The organism is Kitasatospora sp. NPDC017646, from assembly GCF_044329365.1.
Taxonomy (GTDB): Bacteria; Actinomycetota; Actinomycetes; order Streptomycetales; family Streptomycetaceae; genus Kitasatospora.
The window spans coordinates 227,176-248,246 of record NZ_JBIRJC010000009.1 but is presented as its reverse complement, the minus strand read 5'-3'; the positions used below and the strand labels follow the sequence as shown (position 1 = coordinate 248,246).

At 73.6% G+C, this 21,071-nt stretch carries 17 protein-coding genes; 1 reads left to right on the top strand and 16 read right to left on the bottom strand.

Translation table 11 applies throughout. The features are described 5' to 3' along the window. Positions 1-22: 22 nt before the first annotated feature. On the bottom strand, positions 23-1,363 hold the full coding sequence (locus ACH4J0_RS17325; RefSeq protein WP_396240886.1) for a GH1 family beta-glucosidase: 1,341 nt from the start codon (positions 1,361-1,363) through the stop codon (positions 23-25). Positions 1,364-1,736: 373 nt separating this feature from the next. Between ACH4J0_RS17325 and ACH4J0_RS17320 the strand changes: the two genes are divergently transcribed. Further along, entirely contained in the window at positions 1,737-2,417 is a 681-nt protein-coding gene (locus tag ACH4J0_RS17320) for a phosphatase PAP2 family protein (RefSeq protein ID WP_396240884.1), read from the top strand. A gap of 68 nt (positions 2,418-2,485) precedes the next feature. Here ACH4J0_RS17320 and ACH4J0_RS17315 read toward each other — a convergent pair whose 3' ends face one another. The 15 genes from ACH4J0_RS17315 to ACH4J0_RS17245 all read right to left on the bottom strand — a co-directional run bounded on the left by ACH4J0_RS17315 (position 2,486) and on the right by ACH4J0_RS17245 (position 21,070). Further along, a complete protein-coding gene (locus tag ACH4J0_RS17315; RefSeq protein WP_396240882.1) occupies positions 2,486-3,811 on the bottom strand; it encodes a glutamate-1-semialdehyde 2,1-aminomutase in 1,326 nt (441 codons plus the stop codon). A 7-nt stretch (positions 3,812-3,818) separates the two neighbouring features. Next, a complete protein-coding gene (locus tag ACH4J0_RS17310) occupies positions 3,819-4,370 on the bottom strand; it encodes a dTDP-4-dehydrorhamnose 3,5-epimerase family protein (protein ID WP_396240880.1) in 552 nt (183 codons plus the stop codon). Then, positions 4,367-5,599: a polysaccharide pyruvyl transferase family protein gene (locus tag ACH4J0_RS17305; protein WP_396240878.1), complete on the bottom strand. Its 1,233-nt coding sequence runs from the start codon at positions 5,597-5,599 to the stop codon at positions 4,367-4,369. Before ACH4J0_RS17305 ends, ACH4J0_RS17310 begins: the two co-directional genes overlap by 4 nt. Beyond that, entirely contained in the window at positions 5,596-6,543 is a 948-nt protein-coding gene (locus ACH4J0_RS17300; RefSeq protein ID WP_396240876.1) for a glycosyltransferase family 2 protein, read from the bottom strand. The genes ACH4J0_RS17305 and ACH4J0_RS17300 overlap by 4 nt, the downstream gene beginning before the upstream one ends. Continuing rightward, entirely contained in the window at positions 6,540-7,850 is a 1,311-nt protein-coding gene (locus ACH4J0_RS17295; protein ID WP_396240874.1) for a hypothetical protein, read from the bottom strand. The genes ACH4J0_RS17300 and ACH4J0_RS17295 overlap by 4 nt, the downstream gene beginning before the upstream one ends. Positions 7,851-7,855: 5 nt before the next feature. Continuing rightward, on the bottom strand, positions 7,856-9,139 hold the full coding sequence (locus ACH4J0_RS17290; protein ID WP_396240872.1) for a DUF4910 domain-containing protein: 1,284 nt from the start codon (positions 9,137-9,139) through the stop codon (positions 7,856-7,858). Continuing rightward, positions 9,127-10,152, bottom strand: coding sequence for an NAD-dependent epimerase/dehydratase family protein (locus ACH4J0_RS17285; RefSeq protein WP_396240870.1), 1,026 nt, complete (start codon positions 10,150-10,152; stop codon positions 9,127-9,129). Before ACH4J0_RS17285 ends, ACH4J0_RS17290 begins: the two co-directional genes overlap by 13 nt. Before the next feature lie 3 nt (positions 10,153-10,155). After that, complete coding sequence (locus ACH4J0_RS17280; RefSeq protein WP_396240868.1) at positions 10,156-10,818, bottom strand: PIG-L deacetylase family protein; 663 nt, start codon at positions 10,816-10,818, stop codon at positions 10,156-10,158. Beyond that, positions 10,815-11,618, bottom strand: coding sequence for a glucose-1-phosphate cytidylyltransferase (locus ACH4J0_RS17275; RefSeq protein ID WP_396240866.1), 804 nt, complete (start codon positions 11,616-11,618; stop codon positions 10,815-10,817). Before ACH4J0_RS17275 ends, ACH4J0_RS17280 begins: the two co-directional genes overlap by 4 nt. Beyond that, a complete protein-coding gene (locus ACH4J0_RS17270; RefSeq protein ID WP_396240864.1) occupies positions 11,615-12,850 on the bottom strand; it encodes a class I SAM-dependent methyltransferase in 1,236 nt (411 codons plus the stop codon). Before ACH4J0_RS17270 ends, ACH4J0_RS17275 begins: the two co-directional genes overlap by 4 nt. Next, positions 12,847-14,121 (bottom strand): glycosyltransferase, encoded by a 1,275-nt coding sequence (locus ACH4J0_RS17265; protein WP_396240862.1) that lies wholly within the window; start codon positions 14,119-14,121, stop codon positions 12,847-12,849. Before ACH4J0_RS17265 ends, ACH4J0_RS17270 begins: the two co-directional genes overlap by 4 nt. 2 nt (positions 14,122-14,123) lie before the next feature. After that, positions 14,124-15,377 (bottom strand): O-antigen ligase domain-containing protein, encoded by a 1,254-nt coding sequence (locus ACH4J0_RS17260; protein ID WP_396240860.1) that lies wholly within the window; start codon positions 15,375-15,377, stop codon positions 14,124-14,126. A 1-nt stretch (position 15,378) separates the two neighbouring features. After that, the gene (locus tag ACH4J0_RS17255) at positions 15,379-16,857 is read right to left on the bottom strand and encodes a right-handed parallel beta-helix repeat-containing protein (RefSeq protein WP_396240960.1); all 1,479 of its coding nucleotides are present in this window, start codon (positions 16,855-16,857) and stop codon (positions 15,379-15,381) included. Between the two features lie 62 nt (positions 16,858-16,919). Next, positions 16,920-18,872, bottom strand: a complete 1,953-nt coding sequence (locus tag ACH4J0_RS17250; protein ID WP_396240858.1) for an alginate lyase family protein — start codon at positions 18,870-18,872, stop codon at positions 16,920-16,922. Continuing rightward, complete coding sequence (locus tag ACH4J0_RS17245; protein ID WP_396240856.1) at positions 18,869-21,070, bottom strand: bi-domain-containing oxidoreductase; 2,202 nt, start codon at positions 21,068-21,070, stop codon at positions 18,869-18,871. Before ACH4J0_RS17245 ends, ACH4J0_RS17250 begins: the two co-directional genes overlap by 4 nt. Between the last annotated feature and the right edge of the window lies 1 nt (position 21,071).

The following is a 21,071-nucleotide window of genomic DNA, read 5'->3' as shown; positions in this document are numbered from 1 at the left end:
GAAGCGCTGCCGCCCCAGACCCCTACCTCGCAAATCGCTCCCGATGGGCGGCGATCAGGTCCCGATACCAGGCATACGAGGCCCTCGGCGTACGGCGCTGCGTCGAGAAGTCGACGTGGACGAGACCAAACCTCTGACGGAACCCCTCCGACCACTCTAGGTTGTCAAGTAGTGACCACGTGTAGTAGCCGCGGACGTCGACGCCTTCGGCCACAGCAGCGGCGAGGGCGTCGAGGTGGGTGGCGAGGAAGTCGATGCGGGGCTGATCGGGGTCGGTGGACTCATCAACGGAGCAGCCGTTTTCGGTGATGGTGATGGGCGGGAGGTCCTTGCCGTACACGTCCCGAAGGTGGAGCAGGAGCTGACGGAGGGCGTCCGGGACGACCGGCCAGCCGAAGGCGGTGTGGGGGACGTCGGGGATGTCGACCAGGTCGAAGGGAAGGCCCGGGTCGGTGGGTGCGGCGACGCGGGTGGGGTTGTAGAAGTTGATGCCGAGGCCGTCGAGGCCGGGGACGTGGATGAGCTCGGCGTCGCCGGGCTGTACGGCGCCGTAGATGTCGTCGGGGACGCCGAGCACGGAGAGGTCGGGGTAACGGCCAAGCAGAACCGGGTCGGTGAACAGCCGGTTGTGCAGGGCGTCGTAGGCCTCGGCGGCGGCCACGTCCTCGGATGAGGGGGTGGCTGGCTGGACGGGCGTGAGGTTGTTGGAGAGCATCACCTCCAGCCCGCAGTCGTGGAGCAGCGAGGCGGCCAGCCCGTGGGCCAGGAGTTGGTGGTGGGCGGCCGGCAGGGCCTCGAACATCAGGGTGCGGCCGGGGGCGTGGGTGCCCAGCGCGTAGCCGAACACCGTATGGACGAAGGGCTCGTTGAGGGTGATCCAGGTGGGGATGCGGTCGCCGAGGCGGTCGGCCATGACGGTGGCGTAGTCGGCGAACCGGTACACCGTGTCGCGGTTGAGCCAGCCGCCGGTGTCTTCGAGGGCCTGGGGGAGGTCCCAGTGGAAGAGGGTGGGAAGTGGCGTGATGCCGGCGTCGAGGAGAGCGTCCACGAGGCGGTCGTAGAAGGCGAGTCCGGCCTCGTTGACGGCGCCCGCACCCGTGGGCAGCACGCGGGGCCAGGAGATGGAGAAGCGGTAGCCGTCCAGCCCGAGGCCCTTCATCAGCGCGATGTCCTCGGGATAGCGGTGGTAGTGGTCGCAAGCGACCACACCCGTGTGCCCGTCCCGGACGACGCCGGGGCGGGCACAGAAGGTGTCCCAGACGGACGGGCCGCGGCCGTCCTCGTCCACCGCCCCCTCGATCTGGTAGGCGGCGGTGGCAGCACCCCAGCGGAACCCCGCCGGCAGGTCGAAGCGGTTCGGCATGGCAGCCTCCTGACGAGAACGTGAGGGGTACTCATGTTACTGACGCCAGAACGGAACACCAGGGCAGACCCAGCTCCGTCACTCTCTCTCAGCCGCCGAGACCGACATCGGCGAAGGGCGCGGGACTCAGGCCCAGCGGACCTCCGAACGGGGAGTTCAGGGCGTAGATGAGGATGACCAGGAAGGCGATGAGGCTGGTGAATCCCGCCGCCGGCGAGCAGGCCGAACCACATCACGCCTGACACGCCCCGGCCTCCTCACGGCCGTGGCGCGCCTGGTAGGGGACGGAGATCTGCGCGAACGCCGGCTGGTCCACCTGCTGTTGCGCGTTGGGGGTGGGCTCGAACGACGCCCATGCGTTGTACGTTGAGGCATGACGCAGACACCCCTTCCACCGACGCCGGTGCCCGCCGTACTACCCCCGTCGCTGCGCGGGTGGCTCGGGCCGGTTGCGGTCTTCGCCGGGTTGGTGGTCGTCGCGCTCGGTGTCCGGTATGCCGGCGGGGGCGGGCCGGGGAGGGTGGACGCGCGGATCGGGGCGGCGGTGGACGGTGTGCAGCCGCCGTGGCGGTCCGTCGCGCTGGTGCTGGACTCCCTGGGCGAGCCGGTCGGGGCCACGGCGCTGGTCGTGGCCGTCGTGACGGGCTGCCTGCTGTTGCGGCGTCCTCGCGCGGCGGTGTTCACGGTTGTCGCGGTCGGCGTGACCGTGGGGGCGGCGACGCTGCTCAAGCACCTGGTGGGGCGCACCATCCACGACGGGAACCTGTCGTACCCGAGCGGGCACACCGCCTTCGCCACCGCGCTCGCCCTCGTGCTGGCGCTGCTCGGGGCCGGCCGCCAGGGCCGGTACGGGCTCTGGCCCGCCGCGGCACTGGTGGCCGGCACCGTCATGGGCTGGGCGCAGGTCGCCCTCGGCGCGCACTACCCGACTGACGCGCTCGCCGGCTGGTGCACCGCCTTGTCCGTCGTACCGGCGACCGCGTGGCTGGTCGACCGGACGGCCGACCGGCAGACCCGGCGGAAGACCGACGCCGATCGGCCGCACCCCCACTGACCTCACATCACTGACGTCACATCACTGACGTCACGCCACTGACCCACCGCCGCGTCGCCGCGGCCGCGTCACGCCAGGCGTCGGAACACCGGTTTCACCGGCCGCCCGCCCGACCAGGGGCGTGGATCACCGGCGTCCAGCGCCTTCCGGTACACCGCACACGCCCCCGCCACCACGTCGACGGTGTGGTCGATGTCGGCGTCGTCGAGCGCGCTGCTCACCACGAACGACGGCGCCAGCACCCCTCCCGCGAGGAGCCGGCGCAGGAACAGGGTGCGGTACCGCTGCGACGGCTGCCGGTGCTCGTCGAGGGTGGCGAACACCAGGTTGCTGGCCCGGCCCCGCACGACGACGTGGTCGCCGACGCCCATGGCGGCGGCGGCCTCCCGGACACCGGCGGCCAGCCGCTCACCGAGGGCGTGCAGCCGGGCGGTGACGCCCTCCTCGGCGTAGGTGGCCTGTACGGCCATCGCGGCGGCCAGCGAGTGGGTTTCCGCGCCGTGCGTGGTGGACAGCAGGAACACCCGGTCCCCGCGATGGCGCAGCCCGCCCCGTTCCATCAGCTCGCGGCGCCCGGCCAGCGCGGAGACGGCGAAGCCGTTGCCCAGTGCCTTGCCGAAGGTGGAGAGGTCGGGGACGACGCCGTACAGGCCCTGGGCGCCCGCCTCGGACCAGCGGAAACCGGTGATCATCTCGTCGAAGACCAGGACGCAGCCGTGCCGGTCGGCCAGTTCACGCAGGCCGGCGAGGTATCCGGGCGGGGGTTCGGTGTGGCCGGCGGGTTCGAGGACCAGGCAGGCGACCTCGCCCCGGTAACGGGTGAGCAGTTCCTCGGTGGCGGCCAGGTCCCCGTAGGGGAAGGCCACGGTGAGGCCGGTGGTCGCGGCCGGGATGCCGGCGGACATCGGGGTGGTGCCGATGAACCAGTCGTCGACGGAGAAGAACGGTTGGTCCCCGCAGACGGCCACCCGCGGGCGCCCGGTGACCGCGCGGGCGAGTCGCACGGCGGCGGTGGTGACGTCGGAGCCGTTCTTCGCGAACTTCACCATCTCGGCGGTCGGCACCGTGGCCAGGAAGTGCTCCGCGGCCTCGACCTCCACGACGGACGGCCGGACGAAGTTGCTGCCGCGGTCGAGTTCCCGCCGGACCGCCTCCAGCACGCGCGGGTGGGCGTGGCCGAGGCTGACCGACCGCAGGCCGGAGCCGTACTCGACGTAGCGGTTGCCGTCGACGTCCCAGACGTGGGCGCCGCGGCCGTGGCTGATGACGGGGGCCAGGTCCTCGGGGTACTGGTCGTCGCCCTTGGCATAGGTGTGGGCGCCGCCGGGGACGAGGGCGTGCAGCCTCTCGTTCGCCGTCCGGGACCGGGGCAGGGAGAACTCCTCGGTGTCCACGCCGACCTCACTTCCCCCGGTGCCGCAGGGCCTCGGCGAGGCCCGGTGCCTCCCTGTCCCGTTCGGACATCGAGGTGGCCGGGAGCGGCCAGGGGATGGCGAGTTCGGGGTCGTCGAAGGCGATCGTCACGTCCTCGGCCGGGTCGTGCGGGCGGTCGATCCGGTAGGACACGTCGGCGGTGCCGGTCAGCGCCTGGAAGCCGTGGGCGCAGCCCGCCGGGACGTACACGCTCGCCTGGGTGTCGCCGGACAGTTCGAAGAAGGCCTGACCGCGGTGGGTCGGCGAGTCCGTCCGCAGGTCCACGACGACGTCGAAGACGCGCCCGTAGGAGCAGCGCACCAGCTTGGCTTCGCCCGCGCCGGAGCGCAGGTGCAGGCCGCGCAGCACGCCCCGGGCGGAGCGGGAGACGCTGTGCTGGACGAAGGCGTTCGGGTCGAGGCCCACCGAGCGGAGCACCTCGGCGTCGAAGGTGCGGCAGAAGAAGCCGCGTTCGTCGGCGTACGGCGTCGGCTCGAACAGGTACGCGCCGGCGATCGCCGGGACTCGGGTCACCTTCACGGCGTCTCCTTCGAAGCGTCGGCCCTCGGGAAGAGGGCCGTGGTCAGGGCGGTGAACTGCTGCTCGATCTGCCGGTCGGCCGTCAGGTTGCGCTCGTCGAGGGTCTGCCGCAGCTGGGCCGATCGCTGTTCCAGGGCCCGGAACTGCTCGATCAGCCGGTCGGCGTCGACCTCGCGCGCCGGGTGGCAGTAGGCGCCCAGCCCCATCCGCTCCATGAGGGCGTCGCTCTTAGCGGCGTAGCTCAGGGCGAGGGTCGGCGTGCCGGCCCTCAGGGCGCAGACCAGGTTGTGGTAGCGGGTGGCCACCACGGCGTCGGCGGCGGCCGTCTCCGCCATCAGGTCAGCCAGGGAGGTCGCCTCGGCGGCGGTGACCAGCGGCGAGTCCACCGCGGCGAGGATCGCGGCGACCACCGGCGCGTCGATCCCGTCGCCGGTGAGCAGCCGGACCGGCCGGCCGTCCTCGACCAGCGCGCGGACGAAGCGGGTCGTCCCGTCGAGGTAGCGGCGGTGGATCCGCTCGGCGCCGGCGCGGTCGTCGTTGCCGCCGTGGAAATCCATGACGCCGACGCACACCGGGCCTGGTGAGCCCCGACCTGACGAGCCCGGGGAGGCGCCGGTCGGCGGCGGCATCGGCAGGGCGAAGGCAAGGTCCGGGTAGACCTCGTCCCGCGCGGTGTCCACGCCCATCGCCCGCATCGCGTCGCGGGACAGCGTGTCCCGGTACGACCGGTACGCGGCCAGCCGCGCCGACCAGCACACCAGGGCCCGGGTGGGCCGGTCGGCGATCTCGGCGGCGCCGACGCCGACCAGCGCCACCCGGGTGCCGAACAGCCGGCCGGAGGCGCAGAGCAGGAAGAGCGCGTACGGGAAGCCCCAGGGCCGCAGCGGCAGGGTGGCCTCCAGGACGCCCATGCCCGGCACGATCACCACGTCGTGCCGGCGCACCCAGGCGGCGGTGCGGACGGCGTCGACGAGTTTGCCGAGGCCCTTCGCCGCGATCGCGCCCGCCCGCGACGCGGTCCGGTACTCCCCCCGGTACCAGTTCAGCCGGGTGGCGGGGATCCGGTACCGGGCGGCGACGACCTCGGGTCCGCCGCACAGGGCGTCCACGGCCGCCTCCGGGTGCTCGGCGCGCAGGTAGCCGAGCACGGCCTCCAGCGACCCGTCGTTGCCGAGGTTGCCGGAGCCGAGCAGGCCGAACACCCCCACCCGCAGCGGGGGTTGCCTCATGCCCGCCTCCCCTCGCGTCCGGCCACCAGGGCGTCGACGGAGACCGTGAGCCGGGACGGGTCGGCCGGGGCGCGGTCCTCGACCCGCTCGCCGGCGCCCGGCCGGAGCCGGCTGGTCATCCAGGCGGCCAGGTGGCGGTGGCAGGCGCGCCGGTCCTCCGGGGAGAGGGGCGCCCGCCGGACGGCGGAGGCGAAGCCCCAGACGTACTCGGCGAGCAGTCGGGGCGTCGGGTGCAGCGCGCCGGCCCGGCGCGGGTCCAGGTTGACGCAGCGGGAGCGCTTGGAGGGGTTCGCACGCTCGGCGCGGGTGGGGTGGTCGCGGCGGAAGTAGAGCAGCTCCGGTACCTGGTGGAAGGGCCCGTGGAGGGTGAGCTCGGCGACGAAGGTGCGGTCCGCGTGGTGGTAGCTGTCGTGCGGCTTCACCCGGCGCAGCACGTCGGCCCGCATCACCCCGTAGAAGTCGTCTCCCCCGGGCTCGAACAGCAGGCTGCGGAAGCGTTCCGGCGCGTGCGGCGAGTCGGTGGCGAGCCCGTACTCGTAGGGGACCTTCACCCGGCCGTTCTCGTCGACGACCGCCTGGCCGGAGTGGGCGAGGATGGTCTCCGGCCGCTCGTCCAGCGCCTCCACGCAGCGCAGCAGCAGGTCCCGGGCGTAGAGGTCGTCGTGCGAGGCCCACTTGAACAGTTCGCCGCGGCACCGGGTGAAGACGAAGTTGTGGTTGGGTGCGGCGCCGATGTTGCGGGACAGTCGCAGGTAGCGGATCCGCGGGTCCCGGGCGGCGTACGCGCGGCAGATGGACTCGGTCGCGTCGGTGGAGGCGTTGTCGGAGATGACCAGCTCGAAGTCCTCGTAGGTCTGGCCGAGCAGGGCGTCGAGCGACTCGGCGAGGTACTCCTCGCCGTTGTGGACGGGCAGGCCGATGCTCAGCCGGGGAACGGAGGTCATGGCGTCCTCACTTCGGGGATGGGGGCATGGGGGCGTTCGCGCAGGGCGGTCCGCAGCTGCAGCCACCACAGGGCCGAGCCGCAGGCGGTCGCGGCGGCGACGCCCCAGGCCGAGCCGACGGTGCCGGCCGCGGCGGCCCCGCCGAGCCCGCCGCCCAGGTAGCAGGCGGAGGCGAACAGCTGGCAGCGCAGGCTGCGCCGGGCCGCGGCGAGCGCGCGCAGCCCGGCCGCCGCGCCGCTGCCGAGGCCGGCGCCCGCGACGCCGAGCGTGGCCGGGACGATGAGCTGGGAGGCGGAGCGCCAGACGTCGCCGAGGACGAGCTCGCCGGCCCGCTCGGGCATCAGCAGCAGTGCCGCGCCCCACAGCAGCGCGGCGGCGGCCTGCCCGCCGCCCAGCAGGAGGCAGAACCGGCCGAGCCGCCGCGGTGACTGTCGCAGCACCCGGGCCGCCTCCGCGACGGTGACCAGCGACAGTCCCATCAGCAGGGCGAGGAACGGGCCGAGCAGGAGTTCGGCGCCCCGGACCGCGCCCACCGCGCCGACCCCGGCGATCGCGCCGAGCCCGTACGCCCGCAGCTGGCCGGCGCCGCTGAGGCTGACGTTCTCGACCAGGTACCGGCTGCCGAGGTCGCGCTGTTCGCGGAGCCAGCCGCGGGCCCCGGTCACCCGGGGCCGCAGGCCGGACTGCAGGCAGCCGTACGCCGCGGCGACCGCGGCGGAGGCACCCCAGGCGAGCAGGAAGGCGGCCACGGTGCCCGCCCGGGCCGCCACGACCATGGCCGGGACGAGCACGGTTCCCTGCACCAGGTCGTTGGTGAACGCCTTCTTCCCGGTGCCGGCGGCGAAGAAGGCGAACCGCCAGGCGTCCTGGAGAAGCAGCGCCGGCAGGGCGACGCCGAGGCAGGCGAAGGCGGGCCCGACCCGGCCGCCGAGGCCGAACCCGACCAGCAGGCAGACGGCGCCGAGGACTGACCCGACGGCGAGCGCGGCCCCCGTCGCCCGCGCCGCGGCCGCCCGCCAGGGCGCTTGCGGCACGCCGCTGAAGCGCACCACGAGCGGGTCGGTGGCCAGTCCGCGGGCGACGTTGAGCACCACGCCGTAGGTCAGCCAGGCCAGGCTGAACACGCCGAAGGCGCCCACCCCCAGTTCGCGGGCCACGTAAACGCCCACCGCGAAGTTGGTCGTGCTGGAGGCCGCCTGGTCGGCCAGCCCCCAGGACAGCCGGCCGACGACGCCCCTCCTGGCGGTACGCCCGGTCCCCCCGGGCGGGGCCGCCGGTGTCGTCGTCCTCACCTCCCCGGTGGTCATCGGCGTCACGCCTTGATCAGTCCGGCGCCCTGGAGGGCGCCGGCCGCGAGGGCGACCGTGTCGAAGGGCAGCCCGGACCGCTCGGCGACGTCCAGCAGGCTGTGCCGGCCGTCGGAGAGGCTGAGCACCCAGAGCATGGCCAGCTGGGCCTGCTTCGCGTCGCTGCGGCCGCCGAGCGAGTCGTACAGCCCGCGCCGGCCCAACTGCGGTTCGCCGTAAGGGCTGAGGTTGAGGTAGCTCCGGTTGCGGTCGAGCAGGGAGAAGGCCTCGCGGCAGACGGCGAGGGTGTCCGCCATCGCCTCCGCCGTGACCAGGTCCGGGTTGTCCGCCGAGGTGTGGTACTCGGGGTAGCCGGCGTACGGGGTGCGGCTGAGCGAGCCGACGCCGAGGTCGAAGCCGGGCGAGCAGAACTGCCGCTCGTCGTAGCCGTACGGAGTGAACTCGGTGATGCGGTGCGGGCGTTCGGAGGTGGCCAGGACGTGCCGCAGCACCCGGTCGATCTCCGCGTCGCCGCGCCTGCTCTGCTTGTACGTCAGCTGCCCCGGGTCTCCGGCGCAGGCCAGCACCAGCCCGTGCCTGACCCGCTCCACCCGCTCCGCGTTGCGGGCCAGCCAGGTGATCGCCCCGATGGTGCCGGGGGCGAACAGGAAGCGGTAGGTGTAGTGGGGTGTGCGCTGCGCCAACTCCCGTGCCAGGAAGGTCGCCACCGCGATGCCCGCCAGGTTGTCGTTGGCCAGCGACGGGTGGCAGACGTGGCAGGAGACGATCACCTCGTCGGCGACCTGCCCGGGGACGACGTGCTCGGCGTAGGTGAGGTGGCCGTCCGCGAGCGTGGAGTCGATCCGCACCTCGTAGTCGCCCTCCGGCAGGGCGTCCAGGGTCTCCTGGGCAAGGCAGAACCCCCAGTCGGCCGTGTAGTAGCTGGTCCGGTACGGCACCCAGGTCGGGTGGTCGGGCAGGGTGTGGAGGTGCCCGCGCAGTTCGGCCAGTGGCATGGTGGCCGCCACCGGCACGCTGTAACCCAGCACGTGCAGGCTGGACGCGGCGAAGTCGACGACCCGGTTTCCGGCGGCGTCGGCGATGTACGCGTCCCGGATGTTCCACTCCTGCGGCACCGTCCAGTCGAGCACCCGCGTCCCGGTCGGCACCTCGTGCACCTCCAGTGGAAGGTGCTCGCCGACGATCTCCAGGGTGGCGCGCACACCGTCGCCGGTGATACTCCGGCAGAGCGGGTACAGCCGCTCCACCAGCGCGTGCATCTCCTCCCCGACCGCATTCACCGGCGCCACCGCAGGGTGTCGTCGACGGCGCCGGCCCCGGCCGCCCGGCGCAGCACCGCCAGCCGGGTGAAGTTCCGCTCGAAGTCCTCCCGGGTCAGCCCGAACCTCCGGTAGGCATCGGCGAGTTCGAGCGCACCCCGCTTGACCGTCCACTCGCAGTCGAAGCCGGGCAGCGCGGCGCGGACCCGGGAGAAGTCCACCCGGTACGACCGCGGGTCGGCGCCGGTCTCGCCGGTGATCACCACCCGGGCGCCGGCCACCGCCTCGGCGACCTGCCCGGCGATCTCGGCGACCGTGACGTTGTTGGCCTCGGTGCCGATGTTGAACGCCCGGTCGTGCACCGCCTCGCGCGGCGCGGCCAGCGCGCCCGCGAAGGCCCGGGCGATGTCGGCGGCGTGCACCAGCGGGCGCCAGGGCGTGCCGTCGGAGAGCACCAGCACCTCGCCGGACAGGTGCGCGTGGCCCACCAGGTTGTTCAGCACGATGTCGGCGCGCAGCCGGGGCGAGTAGCCGAAGGCGGTGGCGTTGCGCAGGTACACCGGGCTGAAGTCGCCGTCGGCCAGCGCGTGCAGGTCGTCCTCCACCCGCACCTTGGACTCCGCGTACGGCGTCACCGGGCGCAGCGGGGCGTCCTCGGTGACCAGCTCGTCGCCGCCGGCGGCGCCGTAGACGGAACAGGTCGAGGCGTACAGGAAGCGCCGCGCCCCGGCGTCGCGGGCCAGCTTCGCCAGCCGTACGGAGGCGTGGTGGTTGATGTCGTAGGTGAGGTCCGGCGCCAGCGAGCCCAGCGGGTCGTTGGACAGCGCGGCCAGGTGGATCACGGCTTCCACTCCGGCCAGATGGTCGGCCGTGACGTCGCGCAGGTCCACCCGGTGCCCGGGCGGGTCGGCGGGCGTCGGGCCGAGGACGCGGTCCGCGAACAGGCCGGCGTCCAGTCCGACGACGTCGTGCCCGGCGGCCGCGAGGACCGGGGCCATCACGGTGCCCAGGTAGCCCTGGTGTCCGGTCAGCAGTACGCGCAAGGGTCAGCCCCCCAGTTCGATGGTGGCCAGGTCGAGAGTGAGTTTGGTGACGGCGAACGCCTCGGCGTAGCGCGCGTGGCATTCGATGCCGCGGATCCGCGCCAGCCCGAGGAAGGCCTCCCGGTCGTACCAGGGCCGGTGCCGCTGGGAGGGGTAGTGCTCCTGCAACAGCCGCACCTTCCGGTCGGCGGTCTCCGCGGTCAGCGGCTGGTACGCCGACGGACGGCCGAGGTCGCCGTCCCACTTGGCGATCTCGTAGCCGAGTACGAGGTGGTCGCGGAAGGCGGTGGTCATCAGCGTCGCCAGGCCTCGGTGGTCCTGGTGGGCGTCGTCGGTGCGCGGTGCGAGGATCAGGTCCGGCTCGGTCCGCGCGCGCAGTTCCTCGACGGCGGCCTTGGCCTCGTCCCAGTGCACGGGCAGCCGGCCGTCGGGCAGTTCGAGGACGGTCAGGCGCAGGTCGGCACCCGGGCAGAAGGCGGCGAGCGCGACCCGCTCCTCCTGCTCCCGCTCGCTGCCGCCGCCGGAGAGCACCAGCGCGTCGACGCGCAGCCCCGGCCGCGCGCGGCACACCGTCAGCAGGGTGCCGCCGGCGCCGATGGCGATGTCGTCGCAGTGCGCGCCCACCATGACGATCCGGTCCAGGGGCCCGGCCCCGAGCCGGATCACGCGGTCCTCGCCCGGGCACCGGCGCCGTCGCGTTCCCACACGGCCCAGGGGCGGTCGCCCCGGGCGTAGGCGAGGTCGAGCGCGGCCCGTTCCTTCACGGTGTCGGTCGGCTTCCAGAAGCCGCGGTGCTGGTGCGCCACCAGCCTTCCGCGCTTGGCGAGCTGGGTGCACCCGTCGGCGACCAGGTCCCCGTTCTCCGGGATGTGGTCGAAGACCTCCTGGCGCAGCACGAAGTAGCCGCCGTTCTCCCACAGCGGCAGTTCGCTCACCGCGGTGATGCCCCCGACCAGGCCGTCCTCGCCCAGGTCCACGCAGTGGAAGGAGGACTGCGGCGGCACCACCAGCATCGACGCCCCGGCGTCGCGCCGGGAGAACCGCTCGATCATCTCCGGCAGCGGGGCGTCGGTGAGCACGTCGGCGTAGTTGGCGAGGAAGATCTCGTCGCCGTCCAGGTGGTGGCGCACCCGGCGCAGCCGCTCGCCGATCGGCGACTCGATGCCGGTCTGGGCGAAGGTGATGGTCCAGGAGGCGATGTCGGTGGACAGCAGCTCGGTCCGTCCGCCCCGCAGCACGAAGTCGTTGGACGTCGTCTCCTCGTAGTTGAGGAAGAAGTCCTTGATGTGGTGGGCACCGTAGCCGAGGCAGAGGATGAACTCGGTGTGCCCGTAGTACGCGTAGTAGCGCATGACGTGCCAGATCAGCGGTCGCGGCCCGACCATGGCCATCGGCTTGGGCACGTCGTCGGAGGCTCCGCTGCGCATGCGCAGCCCGTAACCGCCGCAGAACAGGACGACCTTCACGGCTTGACCTCGACAATGCTCAGTTCCGGGATGGGGAAGACCAGTCGGCCGCCCCACTCGTGCACGAAGGACAACTGCTCGACCAGTTCGGCCCGCAGGTTCCACGGGAGGACCAGGACGTAGTCCGGCCGGTCGGTGCTGATCCGTTCGGGCGCCAGGATCGGGATGCGGGCGCCCGGGGTGAACCGGCCGTGCTTGTAGGGGTTGCGGTCGACGGTGTACGGGAGCAGGTCGGGCCGGATGCCGCAGTGGTTGAGCAGGGTGTTGCCCTTGCCCGGCGCGCCGTAGCCGACGACCGTCTCGCCGCGCTCCGCCGCGTCGATGAGGAACCGCAGGAGGTCGCGGCGCACCTTGGCCACCCGGGCGGAGAACTCGGTGTACCCGGACAGCTCCTGGAGCCCGGCGGCCTTCTCCCGGTCCAGCACCTCGGCCACCCGCCGGCTCGGCCCGCCGGCCGCCCGGGCCGGGCGGGCCCACAGCCGGATGGAGCCGCCGTGGGTGGGCAGCAGCTCGACGTCCACCAGGGTGAGTCCGCCGCTCGCCAGCGCCCGGGCCGCGGAGGCGACCGTGTAGTACTGGAAGTGCTCGTGGTAGATGGTGTCGTACTGGTTCTCCTCGATCAGGGTCAGCAGGTGCTGCACCTCGATGGAGACCCAGCCGTCGTCGGCCACCAGGGCGCGCAGCCCCCGGGTGAACCCGACCACGTCGGGGATGTGGGCGTACACGTTGTTGGCCACCACCAGGTCCGCCGGGCCGTGCTCGACGCGGACGGCCGCGCCGGTGTCCGGGGAGAGGAACTCGGTGAGGGTGGGCACGCCCGCCTCCCGCGCCGCGGCGCCGACGTTCACCGACGGTTCGATGCCGAGGCAGCGGATCCCCCGGTCCACCACGTGCCGGAGCAGGTAGCCGTCGTTGCTGGCGACCTCGACCACGAAGGCGTCCGGGCCGAGGCCGAGGCGCTGGACGGCGCCGTCGACGAAGGTGCGGGCGTGCTCCACCCAGGAGCTGGAGTAGGAGGAGAAGTACGCGTACTGGGTGAAGGTCTCCTCCGGCGTGATCAGCGGGGGGATCTGCGCGAGCCAGCAGTCGGTGCAGACCCGCAGGTGCAGCGGGTACGCCGGTTCCGGCCGGTCGAGCTGGTCGGCGGCGAGGAAGCTCTCGCACGGCGGGGTCGCCCCCAGGTCGACGACGCTCCCCAGCGCCGTCGAACCGCAGAGTCGGCAGCGTGTCATGTGGTGCCCCCATTCCTGCCCGCGCGGGATCCCCGTCGCGGGCCAGCGTGTGCGTTCCCTACCGGCGGCGCGCCCTCCGCGCCGCCGGACCGACCCGCGATCGCGGTGCGGTACCCCTCCAGCAGTCGCTCCAGCCCGACGGCCGGGCTGAACCCCTGCTCGTAACGGCGGCGGGCCGCCCGGCCCATCTCCTGGTTGCGGCCCGGCTCGGCCGTGATCCGGCGGATGCCGGACGCGAGCGAGGCCGCCTCGCCCGGCCGGTGCAGCAGCCCGGTCACCCCGTCCTCGACGAGTTCGACGAAGGCGCCGTGACCGGCGGCGACGACCGGCACCCCGGCCGCCATCGCCTCCACCACCACCAGGCCGAACGCCTCCAGCCAGGTCGAGGGCGCCAGCACGGCCACCGACCGCGCGACGGCCTCCCGGCACCGGGCCGGGTCGTACAGGCCCGCGTACCGCACGTCGTCCCGGCCGGCCGCCCAGGCGGCCACCTCCTGCTCCAGCGGGCCCGCGCCGGCGACCACCAACGGCACGCCCACCCCGCCGTCCGCTGCGAGCCGGTCCCACGCGGCCATCAGCAGCCGCACTCCCTTGGCCTCCGCGAGCCGGCCGAGGTAGAGCAGGTGCTCGCCCGCGCCGGTGCGGCCGACTCCCGGCTCCGGCACGAAGTTGTGCTTCACCACCAGCCGTTCGGGCGGCAACCCGCTCCGCGCCAGGACGTCGCGCTGCGCCGCGGAGATGCAGAAGAACCGCTCCACGCCGGTCCACCAGCGCCGTCGGTTGGCCGCCAGGCCGACCGCGAGCGGCACCGTCGCCAGCCGGGAGCCGCGGTAGCAGCCGTGCCGGACGGCCGGCAGCGGTGACCCCCCGACGCACTCGGTGCACGGCCGGCCGTCGCGTTGCAGGGTGCCCGGCGGGCAGATCTGGGTGTAGTTGTGCAGGGTTGCGACGGCGGGCACCCCGGCGTCGGCGCAGGCGGACAGCACCGCGGGCGACAGCAGCGGGAAGACGTTGTGGACGTGCACCACGTCCGGCCGGCCGGCCCGCAGCCGGGCGGTGAGCTCCGCGCGGACCGCCGGGTTCCACGGCACCAGCAGGGGCACCGCGGCCTTGCCGAGCAGGGACCGGGCGGCGATGTCGTCGCTGCGCCGCTCGAACACCTCGACCCGGTGGCCGGCCCCGCGCAGCAGCGCCGCCTCCTGGTCGACGACCCGGTTCTCCCCGCTCGGCTGCGCCGAGGAATAGCGGTTGTGCACCACGAGGACGTGCATGGTCAGTTCACCCCTTCGGGCGTCGGACGGGGAGCGGCGGGGGCCGCCAGCAGCGAGGCGGCCACGGTCAGGTGCAGCAGGTACGGCGAGGCGTCGCCGAGGCCGGCCTCGGTGTACGAGGCGATCGCGCAGTAGCTGATCAGGAAGATCGCGCAGGCCCTCGACAGCGACGGCGGCCGCAGCAGGGCGACGCCGCCCAGCGCGAGGAAGACCGCCGCCACGATGGCGGTGCCGGTCAGGCCCTGTTCGTTGTAGACGGCCAGCCAGCTGTTGTCGATCGGCAGCCCGCCGAAGGACTTGTCGCCCAGGCCCGTGCCGAACAGCTGCTCCAGGGTGGTTCGGGGCGCTGCCAGCAGGGCGTCCCAGACCTTGGCCCGGCCGGTGAGGTTGGAGAAGTTCTCCTGGCTCTGTCCGCGCAGGAACCACGCCTCCAGCAGCGGACTCAGCGCGACGGCGGCCACGGTGGCGCACAGCACCGCCCAGCCGAAGAACCTTCGGGCGGCTGCGCTGGTCAGGACGAGCGAACCGATCGCCAGCGCCAGCGCGATGATCAGGCCGAGCGTGGCCGTCCGGGTGTGGGTCAGCGCGAGCAGGACGAGTGAGGGCACGATGATCGCCGCCGCGCCGGCACCGGTGGTGCGGCGGCCCAGCAGGAGCAGCACGGTGAGGCCGGTGATCACCGCGGCGTACTGGCCGATCTGCGGCGGGGTGAGCGGCCACAGGGCGCCGACCAGCCGTCCGCCGTAGAGCTCGGGCATGGCCGCGCCCGGTGAGACGGCCAGGCCGGCGGCCACCGACACGAGCACCACGAAGTACATCCGGACGTGGTACCGGACGAACGTCGGCCCGCCGTCCCACCAGCGGCTGAGCAGCCACAGCGTGCCGACGAAGAGCGCCAGCCGGAAGCAGCGGAAGAGCGCGCCGAACCCGGACTCCAGGTGGGCGCTGGAGACGACGCTCAGCACCAGCAGCAGGGTGAGCAGGCACAGGAAGGCGCTGGCCCGGATGCGCAGCCGCAGGTTGAGGACGAGCGCCAGCGTGAACGCGGAGACCAGCGCGCCCATGGTGGCCATCTGGATCAGGGAGCGGGGCAGCGGGACGATGGTCACCGCCCCGGCGGAGCCGAGGGTGTTGAGGATCAGCAGCCCCCAGATCAGCTCGACGGTCCCGGGTGGGCCGGCCGGGCGCGGACCGGCGGCGGACAGCGGCTGTCCGGTGCCCCCGGCCGGCCCTTCGCGGGTCAGGTCCCGGCCCACCTCAACCACCGGCCCGCGGCCGGAAGGTGCTGCCCGCGTCCTGCTGGTAGGGCCGGCCCTGCCACTGTCCGAAGTCGAGCGCGCGGCTCGGGTCGTGGGCGACGAAGCTCCACGGTCCGAGGTAGGTGTTGTCGTGCCAGCGGTTCTGCTGCTCGCCGGTGATCGCCTCGGCCACCGGTTCGCCCTTGTACGGCGACCAGTCCGGATAGGTGCCGTAGTTGGCCAGCACCGCCATCCGGCCGCACTTGACGGTGCAGCCGACGACGGAGGGGTCCAGCGCGAAGCGGTTGTCGTGGATGTCGACCCGCTGGGTCTTCCACCGGCAGTCGGCGAAGAGCGGCGGGGTGGCGATCGTCGGCTGGGAGCAGCTGTCGGTCTTCTTCACCAGCAGGGTGCAGTCGCCGGACGAGGTGTTGGCCGGGCTGTTGCAGAACCGGTCGGCGTTCTCCCACAGGGTGATCCCGGACCAGTTGTCCTCCAGCACGTTCCGGTAGATCTCGATCCGGTCCGTGCGGGCCGGGATCCGCGGTTCGCCGCCGGACTCGGACAGGTAGACGGTCGCGTACGGGAAGTCGTCGCCGCGGTCGGCGGCGTTGCGGCCCTCGACCCAGTCGTTGCGCCGGATCGTGTTGTCGCGGATGACCGCGTTGTAGCTGGTCTCGTAGATCAGCGCGGCGCCGTCGTTGGCCTCCAGCACGTTGTCCTCGATGCGGAAGTCGTTGTTGTTGGTGTCCGCCCACAGCCCCGGTCCGCGGTTGTCGTGCACCCAGTTGCCGCGCACGTCGGCGCCGTTGACGGCCCAGAACTTGACGCCGCCGGTGCAGCCGCAGCCGGGCTGCCGCCGCTCCCACTGGTCGGTGTCGTTGCCCGTGATCTCGTTGCCCTCGACCAGCAGGTCGCTGACGGGGGCACCGGACTTGTACGCGTTGATGCCGTACTGGCCGTTGCCGCGCAGGCAGTCGGCGCGGACCCGCTGGTGGGCGCCGGCCATCAGCCCGGCACCGGAGTTGTCCTGGATCGTCGTGTGCTCGATCACCCACCCGTCGGCGGAGTCATGGTTGACCACGCCCTCGTTCTGCGGCGCGACGAAGCCCTGCACGGTCAGGTGGCGGATGGTGACGTCAGTGGCGGCGCCGCTGAACGCGTACTCGTTGGTCTTCCGGCCGTCGAGCACCGCGCCGGGCGCGCCGAGGTAGCTGTCCCCCTCCTTGGGGACGACCTGGGCGTACCGGTCCGCGGCGAGCGTGTGTGTTCCCGGCTGGAGCCAGAAGGTGGTGTGCGGGGGGCTGTTCCTGGTCTTCGCCGCCAGGTCGCCGACCACCGCGGGGTCGACCGTGACCGCGCCGGTCGGCGCGTCCGCCGGTCCGGCCGCGGGGCCGGCGCACACCCGGGCGACGGCCGCCGAGCCGGTCGGCGCGGCGGTCGGCTCCGGCGGGGCGTCCGAGCTGCTCGTGCAGCCGGCCGCCGTCAGCAGGGCCATCGCCAGCAGCGCCGCCGCCGACACCCCCCGGTGCCACCTCTTGATGCCCACCCTCGCTCCCCCTAGCCCCGGAACCCGAGGACGGTGGTGAACCCCTGCGCGCCGTCGGTGAAGCCGGTGCCGACCAGCGTGGTGGCGGGTTCCCTGCGTCCGAAGCCGGCGGAGTACCAGCCCAGTGGGGGGTCGGTCTCGCCGCGGTGCGCCTGCCAGGACAGCTGCCCGGGCAGGTCGAGCACGGCTGAGCGGTCCTCGCCGTCCCCGGTCCAGGTCAGCTCGGCCCGGTGGCCCGTCAGGTCCGCGGTGATCGCCGGGCCGAGGTGGAACGCCAGGCGCACGGCCCGCCGCGGGCCGCGCAGCTCGTCGACCACCCGCAACTCCCGGCCGGCGGCGGTCAGCTCCACCCGGCGGCGGTGCACCGACTGCCGGTAGCCGTCGTGTTCGGCGCACCAGCGGGCCGCGCCCGGGTCGGAGGTGTCCGCGACCAGGACGCGGGTGCGCGCGTGCCGGGTCCACAGGAAGGGGCCGCCGGAGAGGGACTGGTCCTCGCCGTCCACCTCCAGGGTGTTGTGGCCCAGGGTCGAGCGGAAGTACCGCCTCCACTCGGGCTGTCCGTGGTAGCAGAACGTCCCGGGGTCGGCGAGCACGTCGATCCCGTCGTGCCGGACCTCCACGGACAGCGCGTCCGCGTGGGCGTGCGCGGCGATCGACAGGAAGCCGTGCGGGCCGCCGTCGCAGCGGCACCAGATCTCCCCCGGACCGCGCAGGATCGTCATCCCGGCGTCGGGGAAGTGGACCGGGCGGCTCGCCGGGCGGTCCACGGTCCGGTCCTTCCCGTACGGCCGGACCATCGCGGCCAGCAGCGGGGTGCGCACGTCGGTGCCGGTCACCGTCGGCCACCAGGCGAGCCGGCCGAACACGGCGTCCCCGGTGGCCAGCAGCGAGGCCCAGCGGTCGGTGCCCGCGCCGTCCAGGACCAGCCCGTGCCCGTCGTCCGCGTCCCCCTGGCGGGGCGGGCGCGAGCGGCTGTCCACGACGGCCGCGAGCGCGTCGGTCATCCGCAGCAGCACCAGCCGGATCGTCGTGGGAACGGGCACGGCGGCCGCGTCCGCCTCGGCCAGCGCGGCCAGGCCGAGTTCCAGGACGAGCCCGTGGTACTCGGTGGCCAGCTCGCGGTTGAGGCCGGAGAGGAAGGTGTTGGCGCGCAGGTGCCGCTCCAGCGACCGCAGCGCGCCGGAGCGCCAGCGCGCCGAGGAGGGGAACCAGCCGAAGGCGCAGGCCGCGGCGAACTGTCCGGCGGCCTCGGCGATGACGTGGTTGTTCGCCGAGGACCCCCGACTGGGGAAGGCGGCCAGCCAGCGCTGGTGGTGCCAGATCTGCTCCAGCGCGACGGGGTTGCCCTCGAACAGGGCGCCCGCGCCCGGCCAGCCGTCGAGCAGCCGGCGGATCCACACCCATGACAGCAGCCGGATGCCCAGCTCGATGCCGCTGATCCAGTGCACGCCGCGCAACGGCGGGTTGGCCGCCCACCAGGACCGCAGGTGCTCGGCCACCCGCTCGGCGTAGCGCTCGTCGCCGGTGACCGCGTGGGCGGCGGCGAGCACGGTCAGGTACTGGTGCCGGGACGGCTCCCAGATCTGCTTGATGTCCCCGACCGCGTCCTCGTCGCGGTACGGCACGTCGAAGGCGTGGCCGGCCGGGGCTCGGCGCCCGGTCTTCGGGTCGCGCCACCAGTCGGGGGCGAACAGGTCGTCGCGCTCGACCCCGAAGAACTCCGCGCGGCCGTCCATCAGCCGGTCCGCCTCGGCGAGCAGGCGCTTCGCGGCGTCCGGCGCCACCGCGGCGATCGTCCCGGCGGGCAGGACGGCGGTGAACCGGGCACCGGTCACGCTGGGGCCGTGCGGCAGCACCGACGACCGCCACCACCGCCTGCGCGCCGCGTCGCCGACCCGGCCGCCGACCTCCTGCGGTCCCATCCGGGACAGCCGCCGCAGGTACCAGCCCGCGCTCGTGGTCATCGGGCGTCCGCCAGGGCCACCGGCGCGCCGCCGGCCAGGGCGGCCTGCACGGCGAGGGTGGCCGCCGTGGTGGCGACCAGCGACTCCAGCGGCACCGGCATCGGGCCGCCGGTGCGCACGGCCCTGACGAACGAGGCCAGTTCGGCGGACTGGCCCTTGTCCCGGGCCTTGGGCAGCCGGGAGCTGACCCAGCGCCTGCGGCCGGCCGCGGCGTCGAAGTGCACCGACGCACGGACGAAGTCGTCGAGCTTCAGCACCTTGCCGTCCGCGACCAGGTCCAGCGTCTCCTTGGGGAAGCCGGGCGCACCGGTGGTGACGTAGCTGAGGGTGGCGGTGGAGCCGTCCGGGTAGCGCAGCACGACCTGGAGGTCCTCGTTGCCGGACGGGGCGACCGCGTACACCGAGACCGGGTCGGCCTCCAGCAGCCAGCTCGCGGTGTCGACGAAGTGGCCGCCCTCGCCCGCGAACCGCGAGCCCTCGGTGCCCTGTCGGAGGTACCAGCTGCCGTGCTGCAACCGGCCCGCGTTGACCAGGTAGCGCAGGCTCGCCGGGCCGGTGCGGGCGCCGAACCGGGCCTTGGCCTCCCGCAGCAGCGGCGCGAACCGGCGGTTGAAGCCCACCTGCAAGCGGTCGTTGCCGGACTCCTCCACCGCCGCGAGCACGCCGGCCAGTTCGTCCCCGGTGAGGGCCAGCGGCTTCTCCACGAACACCGTCTTGCCGGCCAGCAGTGCCCTGCGGGTCAGGTCGGCGTGCGAGCTGTGCCGGGTGACCACGAACACCGCGTCGATGGACGCGTCGCCGAGCACGGCGTCGAGGTCGGTGGTCGCCCGGGCGAAGCCGAACTTCCGCTGGGCGTTGGCCGCGGACAGCGCCGTCGTGGTGACGACGGTGGACAGCGCGACCCCCTCGCGCCGGGCCAGGTTCGGCAGCAGCATCGAGGTGGCGTAGTTCCCGGCGCCGACGAAGGCCAGCCGCACCGGCGACCCGGAAGGCCGGGCCGGGGCGGACGCCGTGGCGGCGCGGCGCACTGCGGGCACCGCCACCGTCGGGGCCTCCGCCTTCCCGTCCCCCGCCGCCCCGGGGTAGCGGAACAGCACGGCGACGGCCTTCAACTCGCCGTCCTCCAAACGCCGGTACGTCTCCACGGCGTCCTCGAAGTCGGCGATGTGGGAGATCAGCGGTTCCACGTCGACCCGGCCGCGGGCGGCGAGGTCGAGGAAGCAGGCCAGGTTGCGGCGCTCGGTCCAGCGCACGTAGCCGATCGGGTAGTCCCGCCCGTCGAGTTCGTACTCCGGGTCGTAGCGCCCGGGGCCGTAGGAGCGGGAGAAGCGGACGTCGAGCTCCTTCTCGTAGTACGCGTTCCACGGCAGGTCCAGGCGGCACTTGCCGATGTCGACGACCCGGCCGCGGTCCCGGCTCAGCTGGGCGGCCAGCTCGACGGGCTGGTTGCTGCCGCCGCCCGCGGCCAGGTACACCTGGTCCACGCCGTGACCGTCCGTCAGCTCGCCGACGACGTTCGCCACGGCCGCGGACCCGGGATCGCCGCAGGCCACGGCGCCCAGGCGCTCGGCCAGTTCGCAGCGCACCGGGTCGGGGTCGGCTCCCACGACGCGCACCCCCGAGGCGGTGAGGAGCTGGGCCACCAGCTGCCCGATCAGGCCGAGGCCGATGACCAGCGCCACCTCGCCGAGCTGCGGCTCGCCCTGGCGCACGCCTTGCAGGGCGATCGACCCGACGGTGCCGAAGGCCGCGTGCCGCGGCGCGAGGCCGTCCGGAACCGGGGCGTAGAGGTTCCTCGGCACCCAGTTCAGCTCGGCGTGCAGCGCGTGCTCGTTGCCGGCGCAGGCCACCAGGTCGCCGGCCTTCACGTCGTCGATCCCGGCGCCGACCTGCTCGACCACCCCGCACAGCGAGTAGCCCAGCGGCGTGTAGGAGTCCAGCTTGCCCATCACCTTGCGGTAGGTGGCGGGCAGGCCGTTGGTGGCCACGCTCTGCATGACCTTGGCCACCTGGTCCGGCCGGGAACGGGCCTTGCCCAGCATCGACATGCCGGCCTCGGACACCTTCATCAGCTCGGTGCCGGTGGAGATCAGCGAGAAGGCGCTGCGGACCAGCACCCCGCCCGGCTTGCACCCCGGCACCGGCACGTCGAGCACCGCCAGCTCGCCGCTCTTGTAGTTCTGCACAACCTGTTTCACC